This window comes from Variovorax sp. J31P179 (assembly GCF_030316985.1).
Taxonomy (GTDB): Bacteria; Pseudomonadota; Gammaproteobacteria; order Burkholderiales; family Burkholderiaceae_C; genus Variovorax; species Variovorax ginsengisoli_B.
The window spans coordinates 86771-107666 of sequence record NZ_JASZYL010000006.1 but is presented as its reverse complement, the minus strand read 5'-3'; the positions used below and the strand labels follow the sequence as shown (position 1 = coordinate 107666).

Annotated in this window: 22 protein-coding genes and 3 pseudogenes; 16 read left to right on the top strand and 9 right to left on the bottom strand. The window is 68.4% G+C overall.

The features are described 5' to 3' along the window. Positions 1–10 precede the first annotated feature (10 nt). Positions 11–238, top strand: coding sequence for a M20/M25/M40 family metallo-hydrolase (locus QTI17_RS16905; protein ID WP_286534569.1), 228 nt, complete (start codon positions 11–13; stop codon positions 236–238). A gap of 5 nt (positions 239–243) precedes the next feature. Beyond that, positions 244–327 (top strand): annotated as a pseudogene (locus QTI17_RS16900) (beta-eliminating lyase-related protein); the annotation flags it as partial. On the opposite strand, the pseudogene QTI17_RS16895 reads toward QTI17_RS16900, so the two are convergent. After that, positions 328–2502 (bottom strand): annotated as a pseudogene (locus QTI17_RS16895) (hemagglutinin repeat-containing protein); the annotation flags it as partial. Continuing rightward, positions 2492–2713, bottom strand: a pseudogene (locus QTI17_RS35055) (cupin domain-containing protein); the annotation flags it as partial. The pseudogenes QTI17_RS16895 and QTI17_RS35055, both read right to left, overlap by 11 nt. Positions 2714–2969: 256 nt before the next feature. Between QTI17_RS35055 and QTI17_RS16890 the strand changes: the two are divergent. Both QTI17_RS16890 and QTI17_RS16885 read left to right on the top strand, forming a co-directional pair. Then, positions 2970–3314, top strand: coding sequence for a hypothetical protein (locus QTI17_RS16890; RefSeq protein WP_286534568.1), 345 nt, complete (start codon positions 2970–2972; stop codon positions 3312–3314). A gap of 126 nt (positions 3315–3440) precedes the next feature. Beyond that, positions 3441–3812, top strand: coding sequence for a response regulator (locus QTI17_RS16885; RefSeq protein ID WP_286534567.1), 372 nt, complete (start codon positions 3441–3443; stop codon positions 3810–3812). Positions 3813–3835: 23 nt separating this feature from the next. Here the strand turns inward: QTI17_RS16885 and QTI17_RS16880 are convergent, their stop codons facing one another. Continuing rightward, on the bottom strand, positions 3836–4585 hold the full coding sequence (locus QTI17_RS16880; protein ID WP_286534566.1) for an SDR family oxidoreductase: 750 nt from the start codon (positions 4583–4585) through the stop codon (positions 3836–3838). A 136-nt stretch (positions 4586–4721) separates the two neighbouring features. Here QTI17_RS16880 and QTI17_RS16875 point away from each other — a divergent pair, with 136 nt between their 5' ends. Next, entirely contained in the window at positions 4722–5648 is a 927-nt protein-coding gene (locus QTI17_RS16875; RefSeq protein WP_286534565.1) for a LysR family transcriptional regulator, read from the top strand. Here QTI17_RS16875 and QTI17_RS16870 read toward each other — a convergent pair. Continuing rightward, a complete protein-coding gene (locus tag QTI17_RS16870) occupies positions 5632–5811 on the bottom strand; it encodes a hypothetical protein (protein ID WP_286534564.1) in 180 nt (59 codons plus the stop codon). The genes QTI17_RS16875 and QTI17_RS16870 overlap by 17 nt on opposite strands. A gap of 178 nt (positions 5812–5989) precedes the next feature. On the opposite strand from QTI17_RS16870, the gene QTI17_RS16865 reads away from it, so the two are divergent. The 9 genes from QTI17_RS16865 (at position 5990) to QTI17_RS16825 (ending at position 13810) form a co-directional block, all read left to right on the top strand. Continuing rightward, entirely contained in the window at positions 5990–6688 is a 699-nt protein-coding gene (locus QTI17_RS16865) for a sigma-70 family RNA polymerase sigma factor (protein ID WP_286534562.1), read from the top strand. Continuing rightward, positions 6685–7356 carry a zf-HC2 domain-containing protein gene (locus QTI17_RS16860; protein WP_286534561.1) on the top strand — a complete coding sequence of 224 codons (672 nt, stop codon included), beginning with the start codon at positions 6685–6687 and terminating at the stop codon, positions 7354–7356. The genes QTI17_RS16865 and QTI17_RS16860 overlap by 4 nt, the downstream gene beginning before the upstream one ends. Further along, positions 7353–8594: a S8 family serine peptidase gene (locus tag QTI17_RS16855; protein ID WP_286534559.1), complete on the top strand. Its 1242-nt coding sequence runs from the start codon at positions 7353–7355 to the stop codon at positions 8592–8594. The genes QTI17_RS16860 and QTI17_RS16855 overlap by 4 nt, the downstream gene beginning before the upstream one ends. Before the next feature lies 1 nt (position 8595). After that, a complete protein-coding gene (locus QTI17_RS16850) occupies positions 8596–9291 on the top strand; it encodes a TorF family putative porin (protein WP_286534557.1) in 696 nt (231 codons plus the stop codon). A gap of 69 nt (positions 9292–9360) precedes the next feature. Then, positions 9361–10524 (top strand): TIGR03118 family protein, encoded by a 1164-nt coding sequence (locus QTI17_RS16845; RefSeq protein WP_286534554.1) that lies wholly within the window; start codon positions 9361–9363, stop codon positions 10522–10524. A 28-nt stretch (positions 10525–10552) separates the two neighbouring features. After that, positions 10553–11098 (top strand): tetratricopeptide repeat protein, encoded by a 546-nt coding sequence (locus QTI17_RS16840; RefSeq protein ID WP_286534553.1) that lies wholly within the window; start codon positions 10553–10555, stop codon positions 11096–11098. A 4-nt stretch (positions 11099–11102) separates the two neighbouring features. Beyond that, positions 11103–11666: an SRPBCC family protein gene (locus QTI17_RS16835; protein ID WP_286534552.1), complete on the top strand. Its 564-nt coding sequence runs from the start codon at positions 11103–11105 to the stop codon at positions 11664–11666. A gap of 410 nt (positions 11667–12076) precedes the next feature. Further along, complete coding sequence (locus QTI17_RS16830) at positions 12077–13366, top strand: porin (RefSeq protein ID WP_286534551.1); 1290 nt, start codon at positions 12077–12079, stop codon at positions 13364–13366. A gap of 96 nt (positions 13367–13462) precedes the next feature. After that, positions 13463–13810 (top strand): LysR family transcriptional regulator, encoded by a 348-nt coding sequence (locus QTI17_RS16825; protein WP_286534549.1) that lies wholly within the window; start codon positions 13463–13465, stop codon positions 13808–13810. A 16-nt stretch (positions 13811–13826) separates the two neighbouring features. On the opposite strand, the gene QTI17_RS16820 is transcribed toward QTI17_RS16825, so the two are convergent. The 5 genes from QTI17_RS16820 to nadB all read right to left on the bottom strand — a co-directional run bounded on the left by QTI17_RS16820 (position 13827) and on the right by nadB (position 18733). Further along, positions 13827–14855: an AraC family transcriptional regulator gene (locus QTI17_RS16820; protein WP_286534547.1), complete on the bottom strand. Its 1029-nt coding sequence runs from the start codon at positions 14853–14855 to the stop codon at positions 13827–13829. A gap of 107 nt (positions 14856–14962) precedes the next feature. Next, positions 14963–15799, bottom strand: coding sequence for a pantoate--beta-alanine ligase (panC, locus tag QTI17_RS16815; RefSeq protein WP_286534544.1), 837 nt, complete (start codon positions 15797–15799; stop codon positions 14963–14965). 11 nt (positions 15800–15810) lie between these two features. Further along, the gene (panB, locus tag QTI17_RS16810) at positions 15811–16695 is read right to left on the bottom strand and encodes a 3-methyl-2-oxobutanoate hydroxymethyltransferase (RefSeq protein ID WP_286534543.1); all 885 of its coding nucleotides are present in this window, start codon (positions 16693–16695) and stop codon (positions 15811–15813) included. Between the two features lie 10 nt (positions 16696–16705). Continuing rightward, complete coding sequence (gene panD / locus QTI17_RS16805) at positions 16706–17107, bottom strand: aspartate 1-decarboxylase (RefSeq protein WP_286525044.1); 402 nt, start codon at positions 17105–17107, stop codon at positions 16706–16708. 48 nt (positions 17108–17155) lie between these two features. Beyond that, on the bottom strand, positions 17156–18733 hold the full coding sequence (gene nadB, locus QTI17_RS16800; RefSeq protein ID WP_286534541.1) for an L-aspartate oxidase: 1578 nt from the start codon (positions 18731–18733) through the stop codon (positions 17156–17158). A gap of 158 nt (positions 18734–18891) precedes the next feature. Here nadB and nadC point away from each other — a divergent pair, with 158 nt between their 5' ends. Next, the gene (gene nadC / locus QTI17_RS16795) at positions 18892–19767 is read left to right on the top strand and encodes a carboxylating nicotinate-nucleotide diphosphorylase (protein WP_286534540.1); all 876 of its coding nucleotides are present in this window, start codon (positions 18892–18894) and stop codon (positions 19765–19767) included. 2 nt (positions 19768–19769) lie between these two features. Then, the gene (gene nadA, locus QTI17_RS16790) at positions 19770–20894 is read left to right on the top strand and encodes a quinolinate synthase NadA (protein WP_286534538.1); all 1125 of its coding nucleotides are present in this window, start codon (positions 19770–19772) and stop codon (positions 20892–20894) included. The last annotated feature ends 2 nt before the right edge of the window (positions 20895–20896 follow it).

The window sequence follows — 20896 nt, the reverse complement described above, 5'->3', positions numbered from 1 at the left end:
CGCGGAGGCGGTGGCCGACGACATGCCGCGCGTCACTGGCGGCGAAGACTTCTCCTACATGATGGCGAGGCGGCCCGGTGCGTTCATGCTCATCGGAAACGGTCGCCACGAAGGAGACGGCGGCGACAACCTGCACACGCCGCGCTACGACTTCAACGACAAGGCGCTGCCTTTCGGCATTGCCTATTGGCTCTCGATCGTCAACAAGGAACTCGACGGGCGATTGGGTGCGGCATGAGCGGGCTGGTCGATCTGCACAGCGACACGGTGACGCGGCCCACCGCTGCGATGTACGAGGCGATGACACGCGCGCCTGTCGGCGACGACACCCTTGTTCTCGATGATCGCACCGACGAGATTCACCTCCCGCCCGGCATTCGCCTCCAGCGTGCCGCCCGGGTTGGTCACATACACGCCGGCGATTCTGTCGATGCTGGTTTGGCTGAATTGCCCGTTGCTGGAGGAAGACGTCGTGGTCCGGATGTTGATGTCGTTGCCGGCCTTGAGATCCATCGAGTCGCGCGCATCGACCGTGCCACCGATGACGTTGATGTCGGCCCTGGCATCCAGCGCCACGTTGCCGCCCGAGATGCGTCCGCCCAGGTTATTGACGTTGTCGGCCGTGATGGACACCAGCGACCGCCCGGCGACGGTGCCGCTGTTCGTGAAGTCGCCTTCGCCCGCCTTGTTCTTGATCGTCAGGCGATCTGCGGACAGCAACGCGCCGGAGCCGTCGATGTCGCCGGGTTGAACCCGAACGTAGACCTGCGGCACGAGCACCCTTTGCGTGCTGCCATCGGGCAGTGTCACCGTCTGCTCCACCAGCCACACGATGTCGCTCGTGAGTTGCGCCATCTGTTCGGCCGTGAGCGCTACGCCGGGCGTCAGCTGGTATTTCTGGGCAAAGGTCACGCCCGCGTTCATCAACGCCGTGTATTGCGCCTCGTCGTTCGAGTAGCCGTCGAGGTAGCGGTAGCCCGTGAGTTGCGCGACCTGCTCTCGAATGAGCTGCTGCTCGTAGGAGCCGTCGCCCAGGCGCTTCTGCACGCTGTTGGGATCGATGCCCATGGCGTTGAGAAGGTAGTCGCTGCCGAGCCAGTTGCGATAGTTCGCGAAGCGCGGATCGGTTTCGATCAGGTAGCCGCCGGCGCCGGGCTTCGTTTGAAACAGGCTCGCCGTGGGCAGCCGCGTGGCCGGTGTGCTGGTGCGCACGACCATGGCAACGTCGCGCGAGCCTGAAGCGGTCGCGTTGGCGTCGGCTGCGTCCGCTGGACCGGCGGAGTCTCCGGCCACCTTGATCGAGCCCTTCACCGCCGACGCCACCTCGATCACCGTGCCGGGGCCGCCGCCACCCGAGACGCCGCCTGCATGCTCTGCTGCGCCGCCCGGTCCGTTGACGTCGCGTGCGGAGCCGGCGTCATAGCCTGCGGTGGCATCGGTGTTCGACCGGTACTCGAAGGCGCCGACGTCGATGCTTTTCGGCGGGTCCGAGTAAGGCACCATCGGAAAGAACGCCATGCCGGAGCCGTCATAGCCGGTGGCGATGCCGCTGTAGCTGGTGGTGGAACTGCCCTGCGTTGCCGTGTTCTTCGCGCCGGGGGCGGTGAGCGATTTGCCGGCGGTCACACTGCTGTCGCGATTGAACAGCTGCCCGTCGATGTCCATGTCGCCGCCGGTCGCCAGCCGTGCGGGTGCGATGTTCGTGGCGACATCGCGCGTGGTGGTCTGCTTGACCTGCCAGTCCAGATAGCTGATGCCGACCAGTGTCTCGCTTCCGTCCGCATTGCGGTGCCATACCTGACCCGTGAACGGATCGCCGCGCGTGTCGTCCTTGCTCCAGATCTTGCCGTCGAGGGTGCTCAGGTAGGTCTTGTCTTCCGAGGTTGTCCGCTGCTCCACCTTCAGGTGGGTGTCGATGTTGTTGACGGTCGCCATCGCGATCGACATGTCGCCCAACGATTCGATGCTCGCGCTCTCGTTGTTGAGTACGCTGCCCTTGCCGGTGACGTAGCCATCGGCGTCGAGGGCGCCGCCGATGAACAACTCATCGGCGCTGAACAGAAGGGACCCGTCGCGGTTGTTGATGGTGTCCGCGCCGATGTCAAGACTGGTGCGCGCGGCGATGGTCGCAGACTTCGTCGCGCCATTGACTGTTTCGGCGTCGTTGTTCAAGGTGCCCGCACCGATCGCCACCTCGTCGCCGTAGATACGACCCGTCCCGACGTTGTTCACGACCCCGGCATCGACACGTGTCTGGCCATGGCTGTCGATGAGCCCCCGGTTGTTGAGCGTGCCGGCCCGGATGAACGAATCGGTGCCGCTCATCTCCGCATCGGCCGTGTTCTCGACCACGTTGCCGCCAGCGGTGAGCGTGCCGCCCGCGAGCAGCTTCCCGTTGTTGGTCAGGTTGCCGGTCGTGACGTAGCTCAGGTCGCCATTCGCACTGACTTCGCCGTTGTTCACGATGTCCTGCGTGAGCGCGATGCTCAGGTCGCGACCCGAGGTGATGGGCGCCGCCGTGCGGGAAGATGGCCAGGTCGCCCTGGTTCAGGGGGATGGTGGCGTTCGGGTGTCCGATGTCGATCGCCATCGATCCCTCTTCGACATAGTGGAAGAGCGCGCAGGCTTCGCGCGGTCCTGCAAAGGACCAGTCGCCCCCGGTTCGCCAAGCGCTTACAAAAGCGCCCTCCAGGCGAAGCGGGTCGACGATCATCGAGAAAAGATCCTCGGTCGCTTGCATAGGCCCTCCGGTCCGTGGTTCGGGCTGCGACAGGGAGCCCGTGACGCAGAGACTAGGGGCGGCTGCTTGCAGCTTGGTCCGCGACGCGCGTGCGAGGCGTCTCCTTTTCGGCCGCTTACTCCTGGTTTCCAGAATCAGGCAATTTCCGCCTTGCCCGGCTTCTGCCGTACAGTCGGATTCCGCTGGGGGACCGGCCGCGGCCATCACCGGCCATATCGAGGAGCGAAAAATGGGCAACCCAAACCAGGCTGAAACAGCATCCACGTCGACGATCGAGGAAGCGCTGGACAAGAACAAGAACGCCACCGAGGAGGTCAAGAAGGCTGCCGATGATCTCCTGGTCGTCCACACGGTCCTCAAGGAAGAGCTCTCCCAGGACGCCCAGGCCGAAGTGGTCGGCCGCGCGGTCGAGCAGGCAGGCGAGCTCGAGAAGCGGCTGACCAAATCGGCGGAAATGCTTGACGAGGTCAACGAAACCCTGGAGCAGGTTGCCCAGGGCGGCGACGGCTCCGGCGACGGCTCGGGCGGCGGTTCCGACCGCAGTCCGCCGGCCCAGGGTGCCCCTCGCCATTGACTCAAAGCGATCCGTAGCGGTTACAGGCTGTTGGCCTACAAGTGGGCGGGTGACGTTCTGCGCTAATCGACAGCGCTAGCAGGCCCCCGTGGCGATTCATAACCCAGCGCTTTCACGCGTACCACGATGCCGCTCAGAACGATCCTCATCGAGGACAGCGAGACGATTCGCGAAAACCTCATACCGACGTTGGCGGAAATGGCCGACGCGCTCGTGATCGAGACCGCCGAGACGGCTTCGGAAGCGATCGCCGCACTGGATCGGCACAAGCAGGACTGGGACCTGGCCGTCGTGGACCTGTTCCTGAAAGAGGGCTCCGGGCTGGGCGTTCTGCGTGCCGCGCAAGACCGATCGCCGCACCAGCACATGGTCGTGCTGACCAACTACCCCACGCCAGAGATTCGTCGAAGGTGTCGAGACCTCGGTGCGGATGGCGTCTTCGACAAGTCCACCGAACTCGAAGCCTTCTTCGATCTCTGCCGCTCCTATGGCGTCTAGCCAGCTACTGGCCGCGCCCTGTCTCAGAGGTTGCTCATCCCGCCGTCGATCACCAGTTCGCTGCCGACCGTGAACTTCGACTCGTCCGAGGCGAGGAAGACCACCGCCTTGGCGATCTCCGAGGGGTCGCCGAAGCGGCCGGCCGGGATCTGGCCGAGGATGGCGCCGGCCATCTTGTCGAGATCGGCCGCGGGCAGGCCCAGCTTGCCGTAGAGCGGCGTCGAGATCGGGCCCGGGCTGACCGCGTTGACGCGGATGCCGCGGCCGATCAGCTCGCCCGACAGCGTGCGCGCCAGCGTGATCAGGCCGCCCTTGGTCGCCGCGTAGACGCTCGAATTGGGCATGCCCACGCGGGCGTTGATCGAGGTGTTGAGCACGATCGAGGTCGGATTCGCAAGGATCGGCAGCAGCGCCTGCACCAGGAACAGCGGGCCCTTGAGGTTGACCGCGATCGAGCGGTCGAAGCCGGCTTCGTCCCATTGTTCGAGCGGCCGGAAATCGGCCACGCCCGCGTTGATGAAGACCGCATCGATCTGGCCGAAGGATTCCTTCAGCGCCTGCGCCAGGTGCTGCTGGTCGGCCACGCTGCCGGCGTCGACGCGCAAGATGAGCGCTTCCTTGCCGAGTTCGGCGCGGGCCCGCTCGATGGTCTCGGGGTTGCTGCCGGTAACCGCCACGCGGGCACCTTCGGCGATGAACTGCCGCGCCGTCTCGAGGCCGATGCCGCTGGTGCCGCCGGTGACGAGTGCGCGCTTGCCGTTGAGTCTGTTCATGATGCTTCCTTCAGTTTGGGGTGGTTGATGCGGCGCGGTGTCGTGCCGTGGAATGAACTGTAGGGTTCATCTTCCTTGAGGTAAATGGCCTGAAGAAGCACAATTCGTTCAGCTTTTGTGAATCAAGGAGAGGTTGATGGACCGGCTGCGCGCCTTCGAGGTGTTCGTCGCGGTGGTCGCCAGGCAGGGTTTCGCGCGCGCGGCGGAGGCGCTCGACACCTCGCCCGCCAACGTGACGCGCTATATCGCCGAGCTAGAGGCCCACCTGGGCACGCGGCTGCTCAATCGCCACTCGCGCAAGCTCTCGCTGACCGACAGCGGGCAGGCGCTCTACGAGCGGGCGCGCAGCATCCTCGACGAGGTGGCCGAGGCCGAGGCGCTGAGTGCCTCGAGCACGCTGCAGCCGCGCGGGCGGCTGCGGGTCAACGCGCCGGTGAGCTTCGGCATCCTGCACCTGGCGCCGCTGTGGCCGAAGTTCCTGAAGAAGTACCCCGAGGTGGAGCTCGAGGTGTCGCTGATCGACCGCGTCGTCGACCTGGTGGAAGAGGGCTTCGACCTCGGCATCCGGATTTCGCGCACCGGGTCGACCACGCACATTGCACGCAAGCTGGCGGCGTCGCGCAACATCGTCTGCGCCGCGCCGGGCTATCTGCGCCAGCACGGCCGGCCGAAGTCGCCCGCCGACCTGGCCGACCATGCCTGCATCGGCTACACCTTCTCGGCCACCGGCGACGACTGGCACCTGTTCGATGCGCACGGGCTGGAGCATGTGGTGAAGGTGCCTTCGGTCATGCGCGCCAACAACGGCGACACGGCGCGCGCTGCCGCGCTGGCGGGCGTGGGCGTGATCTGGCAGCCCAGCTTCCTGGTCGGCGACGACCTGCGGGCGGGGCGGCTGGTGCCGCTGCTGCCGGGCTACCGCATGGCGGACATCGACATCCTCGCGGTGTACCCGAGCCGGCGCCACCTGAGCGCCAAGGTGCGCGTGATGATCGATTTCCTGGCCGACGCCTTCAAGGGGACGCCGCCCTGGGATCGCGCAGCCGCTAGCGGGTCCCGATGACCAGGCAGATCGCCAGCACCGCGACCAGGCCGGCGAGCAGGAACCCGACCACGCGTTCTTTCGAGCGGGACGGGGCTCGGGGCGGATGCGTCTGGTCCGCCCGGTTCAAGGACGCGAAGCTGCTGAAGCTCTGGGTTTGGGAGTCGGCAGATGGACGTGACATGTAGGTCATTGTGGCTACTCTCACGGGGCGCTCCAAGGAACTAATGCACGCTTAAGTACGCAGTTCTGTGACGCCGTCCGGTCGGCGAGCATTTGAACCGATCCTGCGGTTCCGGGAATGAACAGACCGGGGCGGCAGCCGCCGCCCGGATCATCGCGCCAGCCCGCCTGGAGGTCCCATGGGCATTCCCCCGCAGTCGGCCGCCCGCCACCCGACCCGCCTCGACGGCCGGGAGTACAGTGCGCCGTACGTCCCACGCGTCGAGTCCCCCATGCCGAGCATGCCCCGCGATGCCGTTCGGCCATCGGCCGAGGGGGCCGCCTTGGCCGAAAGCGCCGAGGCCCGCCTGGTCGGCCGCACCGCCAACGGCGACCTGCAGGCCTTCGAGCAGCTGTACCGCGCCTACCACCCCCGCCTCTCGCGCTTCCTGGACCGCGTGATGCGGCGCTCCGGCCTGGTCGGCGAAGTGCTCAACGACACCATGCTGGTGGTCTGGAACCGTGCCGCCAGCTACGACGGCCGCAGCAAGGTCTCGACCTGGATCTTCGCGATCGGCTACCGCAAGGCCCTCAAGGCGCTCAGCCGCCTCGACGAGCCGATCGACGACGAGGGCGGCGACGACCAGCCCGCGCCGCCGGAGGCCGGCCCCGAACACCGCGCCGCCCGCTCGCAGATGTGCGCGGCGCTGGCGCAGGCGGTGGACCAGCTCTCGCTCGAGCAGCGGGCGGTCGTCCACCTGGCTTATTTCCACGGCATCGGCTGCCGCGAGATCGGCGACATCGTCGGCTGCCCGGTCGACACCGTGAAGACGCGCATGTTCCACGCCCGGCGCAGGCTGAAGACCCTGCTGGCGGGCCGGCTGGAGGATTGGCTGTGAGCGGGCAGGTGGTCCCCCTCGGCAGCGATGTGCACCTGAAGGTGCAGTCGTTGTTGCCCTGGTACGTCGGCGCCACGCTCGACGCGCAGGAGCGCGAGGCGGTCGAAGCCCACCTCGCCGACTGCCCGCGCTGCCGGGCCGAGCTGGCCGTGGAGCGGGCGCTGCAGGCCGCCTATGCGGCCACCGGCAGCGACGACCCCGGCGATGCCGACCAGGGGTTCGCCGCGCTGCGCGGGCGCCTCGTCGGCGGCGCGGAGCCGCCGCGGCGTCGCGGCTTGCTGGCGGGCCTGCGCGATCGCTGGCGCGAGAGTCCGCCCTGGACCCGCTGGGCCCTGGCCGGCCAGTGCGTGCTGGTCGCGGCCCTGGGTGGCCTGCTCGTGCTGCCGTTGTGGCCCGAACCGCGCTACCGCGCGCTCGGCGAGCCCGCGGCCGTGCCGGCCGGCGTCGACGGCGGCCAGCTGATCGTGAGGTTCCGGCCCGACGCCACCGAGCAGGAGATGCGGCGCGTGCTGCGCGACAGCAGGGCGCGGCTGGTCTACGGGCCGACCACCACCGATGCCTACCTTCTCGCCGTGCCGGCCGGTCTCGAAACGGCCGCGGTGCAGCGCCTGCGCCAGGAAAAGGCGGTGCTGCTGGTCGAATCGCTCGATCGCCGGGCGGCGCCATGAAGCGCTGGCTGGTCGCCTGGCTGCTCGCGCTGGCCGCGCTCCAGCCCTTCGCCGGCGCGGCGGCGGCCGACCCGGTCGAAGCGCCGGCCGCCGCTCCCCGCCAGGTGCTGCTGCTGTTGCGCCTGCCGCCGGAACACTACCGGCCCGAGAGCGGTTATTCGGGCGGCTATGGCGGCGGCGCGGCGCATGGCGCGCGGCGCCGCGTGGCGGCCGATCTGGCGCGCGAACACGGGCTGACCCTGGTCACCGACTGGGCCATGCCGCTGCTGGGCGTGGATTGCTTCGTGCTGACCGTGCCGGACGACCGCCCGCCCGAGGACGTGGCGCAGGCCCTGTCGCGCGATCCGCGCGTCGACTGGGCCCAGCCGATGAACGAGTTTCGAACCCGCGGCCACGACGACCCGCTGGCCCCGCTGCAGCCGGTGGTGCAGGCCTGGCAACTGGAGGAACTGCACGAGATCGCCACCGGCCGCAACGTGCGCGTGGCCGTGGTCGACAGCCGCATCGACCGGCACCATCCGGACCTCGAAGGCCAGGTGGCGCTGGAGGAGGATTTTGTCGACGGCCATGGCGACCGGCCCGAGGACCACGGCACCGCGGTCGCCGGCATCATCGCCGCGCGGGCCGACAACGGCGCGGGCATCCTGGGGGTGGCGCCGAACGCCCGGCTGCTGGCGCTGCGCGCCTGCTGGCAGCAGAGCAGCCAGTCCACCGTGTGCACCAGCCTGGGCCTGGCCATGGCGCTGCACTTCGCCATCACCCACGGCGCCGAGGTCATCAACCTGAGCCTCAGCGGGCCATCGGACCGCCTGCTCGACAGGCTGCTGGACGTGGCGCTGGCGCGCAGCATCAGCGTCGTCGCCGCGGTCGATCGAAGCCGGCGGGATGGCGGATTCCCGGCCTCCCATGCGGGCGTGGTGGCGGTCAGCGACGAGAGCGAAGGGCCGGCCTTGCCGGGCGTGCTGGTGGCGCCGGGGCGGGACGTGCCGACCACCCTGCCGGGAGACCGATGGAACCTGGTGTCGGGCTCGTCGTATGCCGCTGCCCATGTGGCGGGCCTGTTCGCCCTGATGCGCGAGCCGTCGCCGGCACGCGGCGGGCTGCCCTCGACGGCCGGTGTCGTGTCCCTTCCGGGTGGAGGGATCGACGCCTGTGCCACACTGGCCCGCGTCGCAGGCGGCGGCGCCTGCGTCCGCACCGTGACGCGCTCCACGACATCCCCCAACCTGCGCCAGTGACATGCCGGCCGCCGGTCTGCGTGTCGCGCTCGGCCCCTCGCTCTTCCTCGCCTGCGGCGTCGCCCTGGCGCAGGCCGGCGGCAGCGTCGCGCTGCTGTCGGACTACCGCTGGCGGGGCGTCTCGCTCAGCGACGACCGGCCGACCTACCAGCTGAGCGCCACCTACGATCATCCGAGCGGCTGGTTCGGCGGTGCCTCGCTCACCGGCGTGGCCCTGGGCCCGTACGACCGGCGCCAGGTGCAACTGCTCGGCTACGCCGGCTATGCGGGCCGGCTGTCGGAGCGCCTGGGCTGGGAGGCGGGCGCGACCGGCGTCCACTTCAGCGTCGATTCGCGCTACGACTATGGCGAAGCCTTCGCCGGGCTGAACGGCGAGCGCTGGAACATGCGGCTGCACTATTCGCCCGATTACTTCGGGCGCGGCATGCGCACCGCCTATGCCGAGTTCAACGTCGGCGTTCCCCTCTCGGCCCTGGTGCGCGCGACGGCCCATGCGGGTGCCCTGGTGCGGGTCGGCGGCTCGCCCGCCGAAGACGGACGGGCCGACCTGGACGGCAGCATCGGGCTGGCGATCGCGCGCGACGCGTGGGAGGTGCGGATCGACTGGGTCGCCGGCGGCCGCAGCAGCATCTACCCGACCGCCTACGGACCCGCGGCGAACAGCACGCTGGTGTTGAGCGCCTCGTTCGCCTTCTGAACTGCGGGCCGATGAACCTTCGGGCCCGGGCGCGGAATACACCGAGCCCAGCCCGAAAGGAAACGCAACATGACCAGCACCTGCCGCCTGAAGTTGTACGGAATCGCGTTTGCGAGCGCGATCGTGGTGGCCGCCTGCGGTGGCGGCGGTGGCTATTCCGGCGGCATGGCGTCGGTCATCGCCCCGCCTGCCGCCGCCCCTGCCGGTGGCGGCGCGGCCGTCATGGCCAAGGGCTTCGTCGCGACCAACCTGGTGTCCGACCTGCCGGTCGCGAACACGCTGTATGCGAACGCCAACGCCGATCCGACCCTGGTCGACGCGTGGGGCGTGGTCTTCAACCCGCGGGCCTTCGTCTGGGTGGCGAACCGGTCCAGCTCGACCTCGACGCTGTACGACGGCGCCGGCGTTCCGCAGTCGCTGGTGGTGTCGATCCCGCCCGGCACTGCGGGCAGCGCCAGGCCGACCGGCATCGTCTTCAACGGCCATTCGGACTTCATGGTCACGGCCAACGGCATGTCCGGCGCCAGTGCCTTCATCTTCGCCGGCCTGGGCGGCACGCTGTCGGGCTGGTCGCCCGGCGTCGACCAGACCCATGCCATCACCGTCTTCGACGGCGGCAACGCCGGGGCGGTCTACACCGGGCTGGCGCTCGCCAGCCGGGGCGCGTCGGACTTCCTGTACGCGGCGGATTTCCGGAATGCGACGGTCGACATGTTCGACGCGACATTCAACAAGGTCGGCGGCGCGGGCAGCTTCGTCGACCAGGCCTTGCCGCCCGGCTATGCGCCCTACGGCATCCAGGCGATCGGCGACCGGGTCTATGTGAGCTATGCCAGGCAGGGCGCGCAGACGGGCGTTGCTGTCCCGGGCGCCGGGCAGGGCGCGATCGACGTCTTCGACACCGCCGGCAACCTGGTCAAGCGGCTGGTGTCGCCCGGCGGCGCGCTCAACGCACCGTGGGGCATGGCCATGGCGCCGGCCGCCTTCGGCAGCTTCGGCAACGCCTTGCTGGTGGCCAACGTGGGCGACGGAAAGATCAACGCGTTCGACACCTCGACCGGTGTTCTGCTGGGCACAATGTCGATGGCGGACGGCAATCCGATCGCCATCGACGGACTGCACGGGATCGCGTTCGGCAACGGCATCGGCAACCAGCCGACGGACACGCTTTTCTTCGCCGCGGGCCCCGGCGGAGGAACCCATGGCGTCTACGGGCGCATCGACTTCCGCTGAAGCCTGGGCCATGAAGGAGCAACTCACCATGAAACGTGCAATGACAGTCTTCGTTTCCGTCGCCTCGCTGGCCTTCAGCCTGTCCGCGCTCGCGGCTGGGGGAGGGGGTGGAGGTGGCGGTGGTGGCGGTGGTGGCGGCGGTGGTGGTGGAGGAGGAGGCGGCGGTGGACCGGGAACCAGCGAGCAAGTCAATCCCGATCCCGACTTCAGGGCCGGCATGACGGCCGTCAAGAAGGAGGACTGGCAGCAGGTCGTGGCCCATATGACGGTCTACTTGCTTCGCGCGCCGGGCGATGCCGATGCCTGGAACGAGCTCGGCCACGCGCACCGCAAGCTGGGCAACATGGACCTGGCGCTGAGCGACTACGACAAGGCGCTGAAGATCAACCCGAAGCACCGGGGCGCGCACGAATACCTCGGCGAAGCCTACCTGCAGATGGGCGACCTCGGCCGGGCCGAACAGGAGCTGAAGGTGCTCGATTCGCTCTGCTTCTTTCCGTGCGAGGAGTTCACCGACCTGAAGGGGGAGATCGCGAAGTACCGCAGCCAGCAACGCGCGCAGTCGGGATCGTGACGTCTTGAAGCCGCATGCCGCCGCCAGGGTGCTGCTGCTCGCCGGGGCGCTGTGCATGCTCGCCGCGGCCGGCGCACAGCAGGTCGCGATCGAGACCAACGGCCAGGGCGAGTCGATCACCGTGACGGCGTCGGCCGAGATGCGGGTGGACCCGCGCACCGTGTGGGGCGTCATCACCGACTACGACCATCTCGCCGAGTTCATTCCGTACATGCGCAGCTCGCGCGTGGTGCGGCGCGCCGCCGACCACGTCATCGTCGAGCAGACGGGGGAGTTCGGCTTCCTGTGGTTCAGCCAGCCGGTGGAGGCGCGGCTGGCGGTGGTCGAGATCCCGCCGCGGTCGGTCGTGGCGCATGCGGTCGGCGGCAATCTGAGGGAGATGGAAGGCCGCTACACGGTGGCGATCATGCCCACCGGCGCGGTGCGGCTGAGCTATTCGGGCCGGCTCGTGCCCGACTTCGCGGTCCCGCCGGTGATCGGCAAGATGGTGGTGCGCAACGTGCTCGCGGATCAGTTCCGGGCCATGGTCGAGGAGATCGTGCGCCGCGATGCGGAGAAGGCGCAGTAGGTTCATCGCACGCCCTCTTGCCCCGTCACTCGTCAGTCAACTCGAGTCCCGTTCATTGATTGAATGGACTGGGGCTTTATATTCAGACGTTTCTTATTTCTCAATCGGAAGTTAATACCTGTCGCGCAATGCGAAGGTGTGATTGGCAATCAATGCCAATGCAATGACTCGCAGTGACTGGCTCAATGCCATGTCGCAATACAACAACGCAACTCCAATTAGTTGAGGTCGACTTTGCATAGTCACTGGTTGACTTTGCATGAATGACGCTGCCCGGAATAAAGGCCTCTGATGCAATAGCGACAACTTCCCAAAAGGAGGTTGGCCCGGGGTCTGGTGGGAGCGAGAAGTGCCAGTCACTCACAGCCCTTCGCACCGGAGCCCTATGTTTAACCTTGGAGAAACTTGCAATGAAAAAATCTCTAGTTGCCCTGGCTGCCATGGCTGTCGCCGGTATCGCTTCGGCCCAGTCGTCGGTCACCCTGTTCGGCGTGGTCGACGCGACCATCAGCGGCTTCTCGAACAAGTCGGAAGACCGGAACGCTCCCACCCTCGAAAGCCTGGCGAACCAGACCTTCGTCAACCGCGGCACCGCCACGACCAGCCAGACCGTGCTGCGCAACTCGGGCTACAACTCCAGCCGCCTGGGCTTCCGCGGCACCGAAGACCTCGGTGGCGGCCTGGCCGCCAGCTTCTGGCTCGAAGGCGCCCTGAACAATGACGACGGTACCGGCACTGCTGTCGGCGGTGGCCAGAACTGGCAACGCCGTTCGACCGTCAGCCTGTCCGGCAACTTCGGTGAAATCCGCCTCGGCCGCGACTACACCCCGACGTTCTGGAACGACACCGTGTTCGATCCGTTCGGCACCAATGGCGTGGGCACCAACCTGATCTCGACCGCCAACGGCTACAACAACCCGGGCAGCGTGATCTCGCAAGGCGGCTTCACCGCCAACACGACCTACACCCGCGCCAGCAACTCGATCGGCTACTTCCTGCCGCCGAACCTGGGCGGCTTCTACGGCCAGTTCATGTACGCCATGAACGAGAAGACCAGCTATGACCCGGGTCGTCTGACGCCCGGCAACGCCGCCACCGCCGGCAACGAGCGCGCCGGCCGCTACATCGGTGGCCGCGTCGGCTATGCGAACGGCCCCCTGGACGTGGCGCTCGCCTACGGCGAAAGCACCGTCGGCTCGAACTTCTACGCCGGCACCACCGACAACCTCGACACCTGGAACCTCGGCGCTTCTTACGACTTCGGTGCCGTCAAGCTGTTCGGCGAATTCTCCAACGCCAAGCTGAAGCGCGACGCGTCGAGGCCCTTCGTGGCGACCGCCGCCAACCCGTTCGGCTGGCGTAACCCTGGCGCTGACGGCTGGCTGCTCGGTGCCACCGTTCCGGTCGGCGCTGGCCTGATCCGCATGTCGTACTCGGCGGTGAAATACAAGAACACCGGCACGTACATCGACCAGGTGCTTGGCTTCCGTCCCGACCCGAAGGCCGACAAGTTCGCCCTGGGCTATGTCCACAACCTGTCGAAGCGCACGGCCCTGTACGCGACGGTGGCGCGCGTGAACAACAAGGACGGCGCCGACCTGACGCTGGGCGGCCCGGCGTTCGTGACCACCGCGGCAGGTGCCACGATGACCCCGAAGAGCTCGACCGGCTACGACCTCGGCATTCGCCACTCGTTCTGATTCGAGGCGCAAGCCCGGATCAAGCAGCTAGCTCCGAAAGGCTGTCCGGTCATGGCCGGACAGCCTTTTTTCATTCCAGGCCAGGGAGAGACTCCAATGCAGAACGATGTTTCATCGAGCCACGGTGCGGGCGCAATGATCGACCTCAACGATCTCCGCGTCTTCGCCTATGTCGCCTCGCTTGCCAGCTTCTCGTCGGCAGCCGATGCTTTGCAGATCCACAAGTCGAGCGTGAGCCGCAGCGTCACCCGTCTCGAAACCATGCTCGACGCGCCTCTGCTCCAGCGCACGACCCGCAAGGTCTCGTTGACCCCGCGCGGCCGGGAGCTGAAAGAGCGGTGCGTCGACATCCTCTCGCGCATCCACGAGACGATCGGCTACGTCGGGCCAGTCGACCGGAGGCCGACGGGCGCGCCAGCCCGGCGTGCGCGCTTCGACGCCTAGTGCGGCTTGGCGCAGCCTAGTGCAGCCCGCCGCGCAAGGTCTGCCGCATCTTGCTCGGCGGCACGCGGTACCAGCACTTGAACTTGCGGCTGAAGTTGGTGGGGTCGTTGTAGCCGAGCTGCGATGCAATGGCCTCCATCGACAGCTCGGTGTGCTGCAGGTACCAGGCGGCGTGCGTCTTGCGCAGGTCGTCCTTGATGTCGGAGTAGTTGAGCCCCGCTTCGGCCAGCCGGCGCGCCAGCGTCCGGCCCGAGATGCCCAGGTCGGTGGCGAGCTCGCCGACCTCGGGGTTGGCTGTCAGGCGTTCGAGCAGCGCGCGGCGAACGCGCGCCACGAAGTCCCCGTGCCCCAGTTCCGACTCCATCTTGCGGCATGCCTGCGCCGCCTCGTGGAAGGCGTCGGCGTCGGCGGCGGTCGAGCGCACCCGAAGCAGCTCGACCGGCAACTGGAAGCTGAGGTGTTCCTGGTCGAACTCGACCCGCCGGACATAGCGCAGGCAGGGGATGTCGTTGCCGGTCGGGCGAGGGTAGGGCAAGCCTGCCGTGAGTTCGTCGGCCGGCCGTCCCAGGATGGCTTCGAGCAGGCGGCAGTAGGCGCCCAGGATCGACTGCATGACGAAGACATGGGTCTCGCACAGGGGGCGCATCGGCTTGACCCTGAGCGTGCTCCAGCGCGGCCCGTTCTCGATCTTGATGTCCATGCTGCGGAAGATGAGCCTGGCATGCCGGCTCAAGAACTGCAGGCCCTGGCCCAAGGTGTCGCTGGTCACGGCGGCGATGCCGACCGGGCTGTGATACGGCTGGAGCATCGAGCCCGCCATCAGCCCCAGCGCGGGTTCGCCGCTGGTCTGGATGGCGTGCGTGACAAAGCGGCGGAAGACCGAGAAGTCGACCATCCGCTGGCCGTCGCTGAGATCCTGCCAGGCCAGGCCGGCACTCGCGAGCACGTCCGACGGTCGAACGCCGCGGCTGTTCAGGCAGTCGACGATGCTTCGGATGTAGACGGGATGTGCGAACGGAATGGCGACTTCGCCTTGGACTGTCACGGTCGATCGGGGGTAAAGATTGGAGCGCGTCCAATCTACCCCGCGTCGCTCGGACGCCATTCCTGAACTTGTCGCGAATCTTCCCTTTGGTCGGCAGGTCTTTCGCGTCAAGCCGTTTGCGGGATCTCCAGGTTGTCGATCAGCCGGGTGCTTCCCAGTCGCGCCGCGGCCAGCGCCACCAGGGGCTCGTCCGCGGCCGGTGCCTGCAGGTCGGCGCGCCGCCGCAGCACCATGTAGTCGGGCTGCCAGCCGCGCGCGCTGAGCGATTGCATCGCGCGCGCCTCGATCGCGGCGAAGTCGCGCTCGCCCGCCTGCACTGCCGCGGCCATGGCCTTCAGCGCGAGCGACAGTTGCACGGCCTCGACGCGCGCGGACTGGCCCAGGTAGCCGTTGCGCGAAGACAGCGCGAGCCCGTCGTCGGCGCGCCGGGTCTCGCTGCCCACGATCTCGATCGGCAAGGCGAACTGCCGCACCATGTGGCGGATGACCAGCAGCTGCTGGTAGTCCTTCTTGCCGAACACGGCCACGCGCGGCTGCACGCAGGCGAAGAGTTTCATGACGACCGTGCAGACGCCGACGAAGAAGCCCGGGCGGAAGTGGCCTTCGAGGATGTCGGCCAGGGCGCCGTCGGGATGCACCTTGCAGGTCTGGGATTCGGGGTAGAGGGCACGTTCGTCGGGCGCGAACAGCACGTCGCAGCCGGCCGCCTGCAGCTTCTCGCAGTCGCTGTCCCAGGTGCGCGGATAGGTGTCGAAATCCTCGTGCGGAAGGAACTGCAGGCGGTTCACGAAGATGCTGGCGACCGTGACGTCGCCCCGCGGCCTGGCCTGCCGCACGAGGTCGAGGTGGCCGTCGTGCAGGTTGCCCATGGTGGGGACGAAGGCGGGGCGTTCGAAGCGGCCCAGGTGGTCGCGCAGTTCAGGGAGGGTGCGGATGACGTGCATGGTCGGGGCGCCTACCAGGCGTGGAGTGAGTCGTCGGGAAAGCTGCCGTCCTTGACGGCGCAGACGTAGGCCTGCATGGCCTCGGCGATGCCGGGCGCATCGGCCATGAAGTTGCGCACGAACTTCGGCAGCTTGCCGAGTCCGACGCCCAGCATGTCGTGCATCACCAGCACCTGGCCCGCGGTGCCGCGGCCGGCGCCGATGCCGATGGTGGCGCAGTGCTTCAGTTCGGCCGTGAGTTCGGCGGCCAGCGTGGCGGGCACCATCTCGAGCACCAGCATCGCGGCGCCTGCGTCCTGCAGCGCATGGGCCTGCTGCTTGAGCAGGGCCGCGGCCTCGCCGCTGCGGCCCTGCACGCGGTAGCCGCCGAGCGCATGCACCGTCTGTGGCGTGAGGCCCAGGTGGGCGCAGACCGGAATGCCGCGCTCGACCAGGAAGCGCACGGTGTCGGTGGTCCAGCCGCCGCCTTCGAGCTTGACCATGTGGGCGCCGGCCTGCATCAGCACGGCAGCGCTGTGCAGCGCCTGTTCGCGCGACGCGTGGTAGCTGCCGAAGGGCAGGTCGGCGATCAGCCAGGCCGTGCCCTGGACCCGGCGCAATCCGCGTTCGACGCTTTCGGTGTGGTGGCGCATGGTGTCGAGCGACACGCCCACGGTGCTGTTGAGGCCCTGGCAGACCATGCCCAGCGAGTCGCCGACCAGAAGGCATTCGACACCAGCGGCATCGGCCACGGCGGCGAAGGTGGCGTCGTAGGCGGTCAGCATGACGATCTTGTCGCCGCGCGCATGCATGTCGGCCAGCCGCGGCAGGCTGAGCGGCTTGCGCGTGGCCGGCGGCGAGGCCGGGGGCAGGGTGCCGTAGGGGATGGCCGCGTCGGCGGCGGCAGGGTTTGCCATTGCGGGTCGCTCAGGCCGCGACGGCCTCGCCGGAGGCGGCCTGCACGGGGATGTGGGCGCGCTCTTCCTTGATGCGGTTGGCGCCGTCGACGAACACCAGCTTCGGCCGATGGCCGGCCACCTGGTCCTCGGGCACCAGGCCGAAGGCGGCGATGATGATCAGGTCGCCGACCGAGGCCCGGCGCGCGGCCGAGCCGTTGACGGAAATGATGCCGCTGCCGCGCTGGCCGCGAATCGCATAGGTCACGAAGCGCTCTCCGTTGTTGATGTTCCAGATGTGGACCTGCTCGTTCTCGGCCAGGCCGGCGGCGTCGAGCAGGTCTTCGTCGATGGCGCAGGAGCCTTCGTAGTGCAGTTCGCAGTCGGTGACCGCGACACGGTGGATCTTGGACTTGAGCAGGGTGCGGAACATGATGCGAAAGCTCTTTCTCTGTGGACGAAAAGACGAAGCGCGTCCGCGTCAGAGCGCGGGCGGCACGAGGATGGTCGGTGCCGCGGGTGCGGCGAGTGCCGGGTAGTCACGGCTGAAGTGCAGGCCGCGGCTTTCGCGCCGGGCCTGCGCCGAGCGCACGATCAGGTCCGCCACCTGCACCAGGTTGCGCAGCTCGAGCAGGTCGCGCGTGACGTGGAAGTTGCCGTAGAAATCCTGCACCTCGCCTTGCAGCAGCGCGATGCGGTGCGCCGCACGTTCGAGCCGCTTGTTGGTGCGCACGATGCCGACGTAGTCCCACATGAAGCGGCGCAGCTCGTCCCAGTTGTGCGAGATGACCACCGTCTCGTCGGCATCGGTGACGCGGCTGTCGTCCCAGGCCGGCAGCGCGGCCTGGGGCTGCCGGGGTGATTCGACGATGGCCGCGGCGGCGGCGCGGGCGAACACCATGCACTCGACCAGCGAATTGCTGGCCAGCCGGTTGGCGCCGTGCAGGCCGGTGCAGGCGGTCTCGCCGATCGCGTAGAGGCCGGGCACGTCGGTGCGGCCGGCCAAGTCGGTGAGCACGCCGCCGCAGGTGTAGTGCGCGGCCGGCACCACCGGGATCGGCGAGCGCGTGATGTCGATGCCGAGCGCTGCGCAGCGCGCCAGGATGTTCGGGAAGTGCTCCTGCAGGAAGGCCGGGCTCTGGTGCGAGATGTCGAGGTGCACGCAGTCGAGCCCGTGCTTCTTCATCTCGAAGTCGATGGCGCGCGCCACGATGTCGCGCGGCGCGAGCTCGGCGCGCGCGTCGTGCGCGGGCATGAAGCGGGTGCCATCCGGCAGCAGCAGCCGGCCGCCCTCGCCGCGCACCGCTTCGCTGATCAGGAAGGACTTGGCATCGGGGTGGTAGAGGCAGGTCGGGTGGAACTGGATGAACTCCATGTTCGCGACCCGGCAGCGCGCGCGCCAGGCCGCCGCGATGCCGTCGCCGGTGGCGGTGTCCGGATTGCTCGTGTAGAGGTAGACCTTGCCGGCACCGCCCGTCGCCAGCACGGTGTGCGCTGCGCGAAAGGTGAGGACCTCGTCGGTGGCCTCGTCGAGCACGTGCAGGCCCTGGCAGCCGGTGTCGGCGAGCCCGAGCTTGCGGCCCGTGATCAGGTCGACCAGCGTGTGCTGCTCGAACAGCGTGATGTTGGGCGTGCGCCTCACCTGCTCGATCAGCGTGCGCTGCACCGCGGCGCCGGTGGCGTCGGCCGCATGCACGATGCGGCGCTGGCTGTGGCCGCCTTCGCGCGTGAGGTGCAGCGCGCCGTCCTCGAGCGAGAAGGGCACGCCGAGCCCGCGCAGCCAGGCGATGGCCTCGGGCGCATGCTCGACCACGAAGCGCGTGGCGGCCAGGTCGCAGAGGCCCGCGCCGGCCACCAGCGTGTCGTCGACATGCGACTGCACGCTGTCGCCCTCGGCGAGCACCGCCGCGATGCCGCCCTGGGCCCACTGGCTGGCGCCATCGTCCACCGCGCGCTTGGTGATGACGGCCACGCGATGCGTCGCTGCGAGGTGCAGTGCGGTGCTGAGTCCGGCCAGGCCGCTGCCGACGATCAGCACGTCGAATTCATGAAAAATCACAGGTCTTCGCTCTTGCTTCGGATGTCAAACGGGGCGAACCATAACCGACTCTTGCGCTACGCCTGCGTGCATTTGCGCGCACCGGCCGGTGTCGGCATCGCTGCTACGATCGCGGCCATTCGCTGCTTGTGCGCGGCCTCGCGTTTCCGATGATCAAGATGGACAGTACCCTCGATTTTTCTTCCGCCGAGTGGGCCGCCGTGGTGCGTGCCGATGTACTGCGGGCCCTCGATGAAGACGTTGCAGCCGGCGATCTCACGGCCTCTCTGATCGATGCCGATCGCCGCGCGGTGGCGCGCGTCGTCGCCCGCGAGTCCGCCGTGCTGTGCGGCATTCCCTGGGTCGAGGCGGTGGTGCGGCATCTGGCCCCCGATGCGCGGATCACCTGGCATGTCGAAGAGGGCGCCCGCTGCGCGCCGGACCAGGTCGTGCTCGAACTCGCGGGCGCTGCCAGGGCGCTGCTCACGGCCGAGCGCACAGCGCTCAACTTCCTGCAACTGTTGAGTGCGGTTGCGACCAAGACCGCGCTGCATGTCGATGCCGTGCGCGGCACGCGGGCCCGGATCGTCGACACCCGCAAGACGCTGCCCGGCCTTCGTCTGGCGCAGAAGTACGCGGTGCGCGCCGGCGGCGGCGTCAACCATCGCATCGGCCTCTACGACGCCGTGCTGATCAAGGAGAACCACATCGTCGCGGCGGGCGGCGTGAGCGCGGCGCTGCGTGCCGCGGCGCGCGTCGCGGGCCGTGCGAAGTTCGTGCAGATCGAGGTCGAGACGCTGGCGCAGCTCGACGAGGCGCTGGCCAACGGCGCCCGCATGCTGCTGCTGGACAACATGGACCTGCCGACGCTGCGTGAGGCGGTGCGCCGCAACGATGCCGCTGGCGATGCCCGTGCCGTGCTCGAGATCTCGGGCGGCGTGACGCTCGAGGGCTTGCGCGCCCTGGCCGAGACCGGCGTCGACCGGATCTCCATCGGTGCCTTGACCAAGGACGTCAAGGCGATCGATTTCTCGATGCGATTCCAGGAGGCTTGAGAATGAGCTTCGCCATGATCGATGTCGACTACGAGCAGCCGCTGGCCACCGGCGACGGCAGCACGGCATGCGACACCCGCCATGCCTGGGCCCGCGTGCCGCCCGAGCCCGGGCCGGGCGAGCGCGAGGCCTTGAAGACACGCATCCGCCGCCTGCTGCGCGAGCGCGATGCGGTGATGGTGTCGCACTACTACGTCCACCCCGACCTGCAGGACCTTGCCGAGGAGACCGGCGGCCTGGTGAGCGATTCGCTCGAGATGGCGCGCTTCGGCCGCGACCATGCGGCGCGGACGCTGGTGGTCTCGGGCGTGCGCTTCATGGGCGAGACCGCCAAGATCCTGTCGCCCGAGAAGCGGATCCTGATGCCCGACCTGGACGCGACCTGTTCGCTCGACCTCGGCTGCCCGGAAGAAGACTTCGCCCGCTTCTGCGCGCTGCATCCCGACCGCACGGTCGTGGTCTATGCCAACACCAGCGCCGCCGTGAAGGCGCGCGCCGACTGGCTCGTGACCTCGAGCTGCGCGCTCGACGTGGTGCGCGCGCTGACGGCCCAGGGGCAGAAGATCCTGTGGGCGCCCGACCGGCACCTGGGCGACTACATCCGCCGCGAGACCGGCGCCGACATGGTGAGCTGGGGCGGCGCCTGCATCGTGCACGACGAATTCAAGGCGCTCGAACTCGAGCTGCTCAAGAAGCAGCAACCGGCGGCCCGCGTGCTGGTGCATCCCGAGGCGCCGGCCGATGTGATCGCGCTGGCCGATGCTGTGGGTTCGACCTCGGCCATCCTGAGCGCGGCGCAGCGCATGGACGCCAGCGAGTTCATCGTCGCCACCGACAGCGGCATGCTGCACAAGCTGCGCACCCTGAACCCGGGCAAGACTTTCATCGAGGCGCCCACGGCCGGCAACTCGGCCACGTGCAAGAGCTGCGCCCACTGTCCGTGGATGGCCATGAACGGCCTTGCCGGTCTCGCCCACGTGCTGGAGACGGGTGCCGGCGAGGTGCATGTCGAGCCGGCATTGGGGCTGCGGGCGCGGGTGCCGATCGACCGCATGCTGGCCTTCACGGCCGCGTTGCGGGGCGGCCAGCCCGTCGATCACCTGGTCGCCGGCATCGGCGCGGCCTGAGC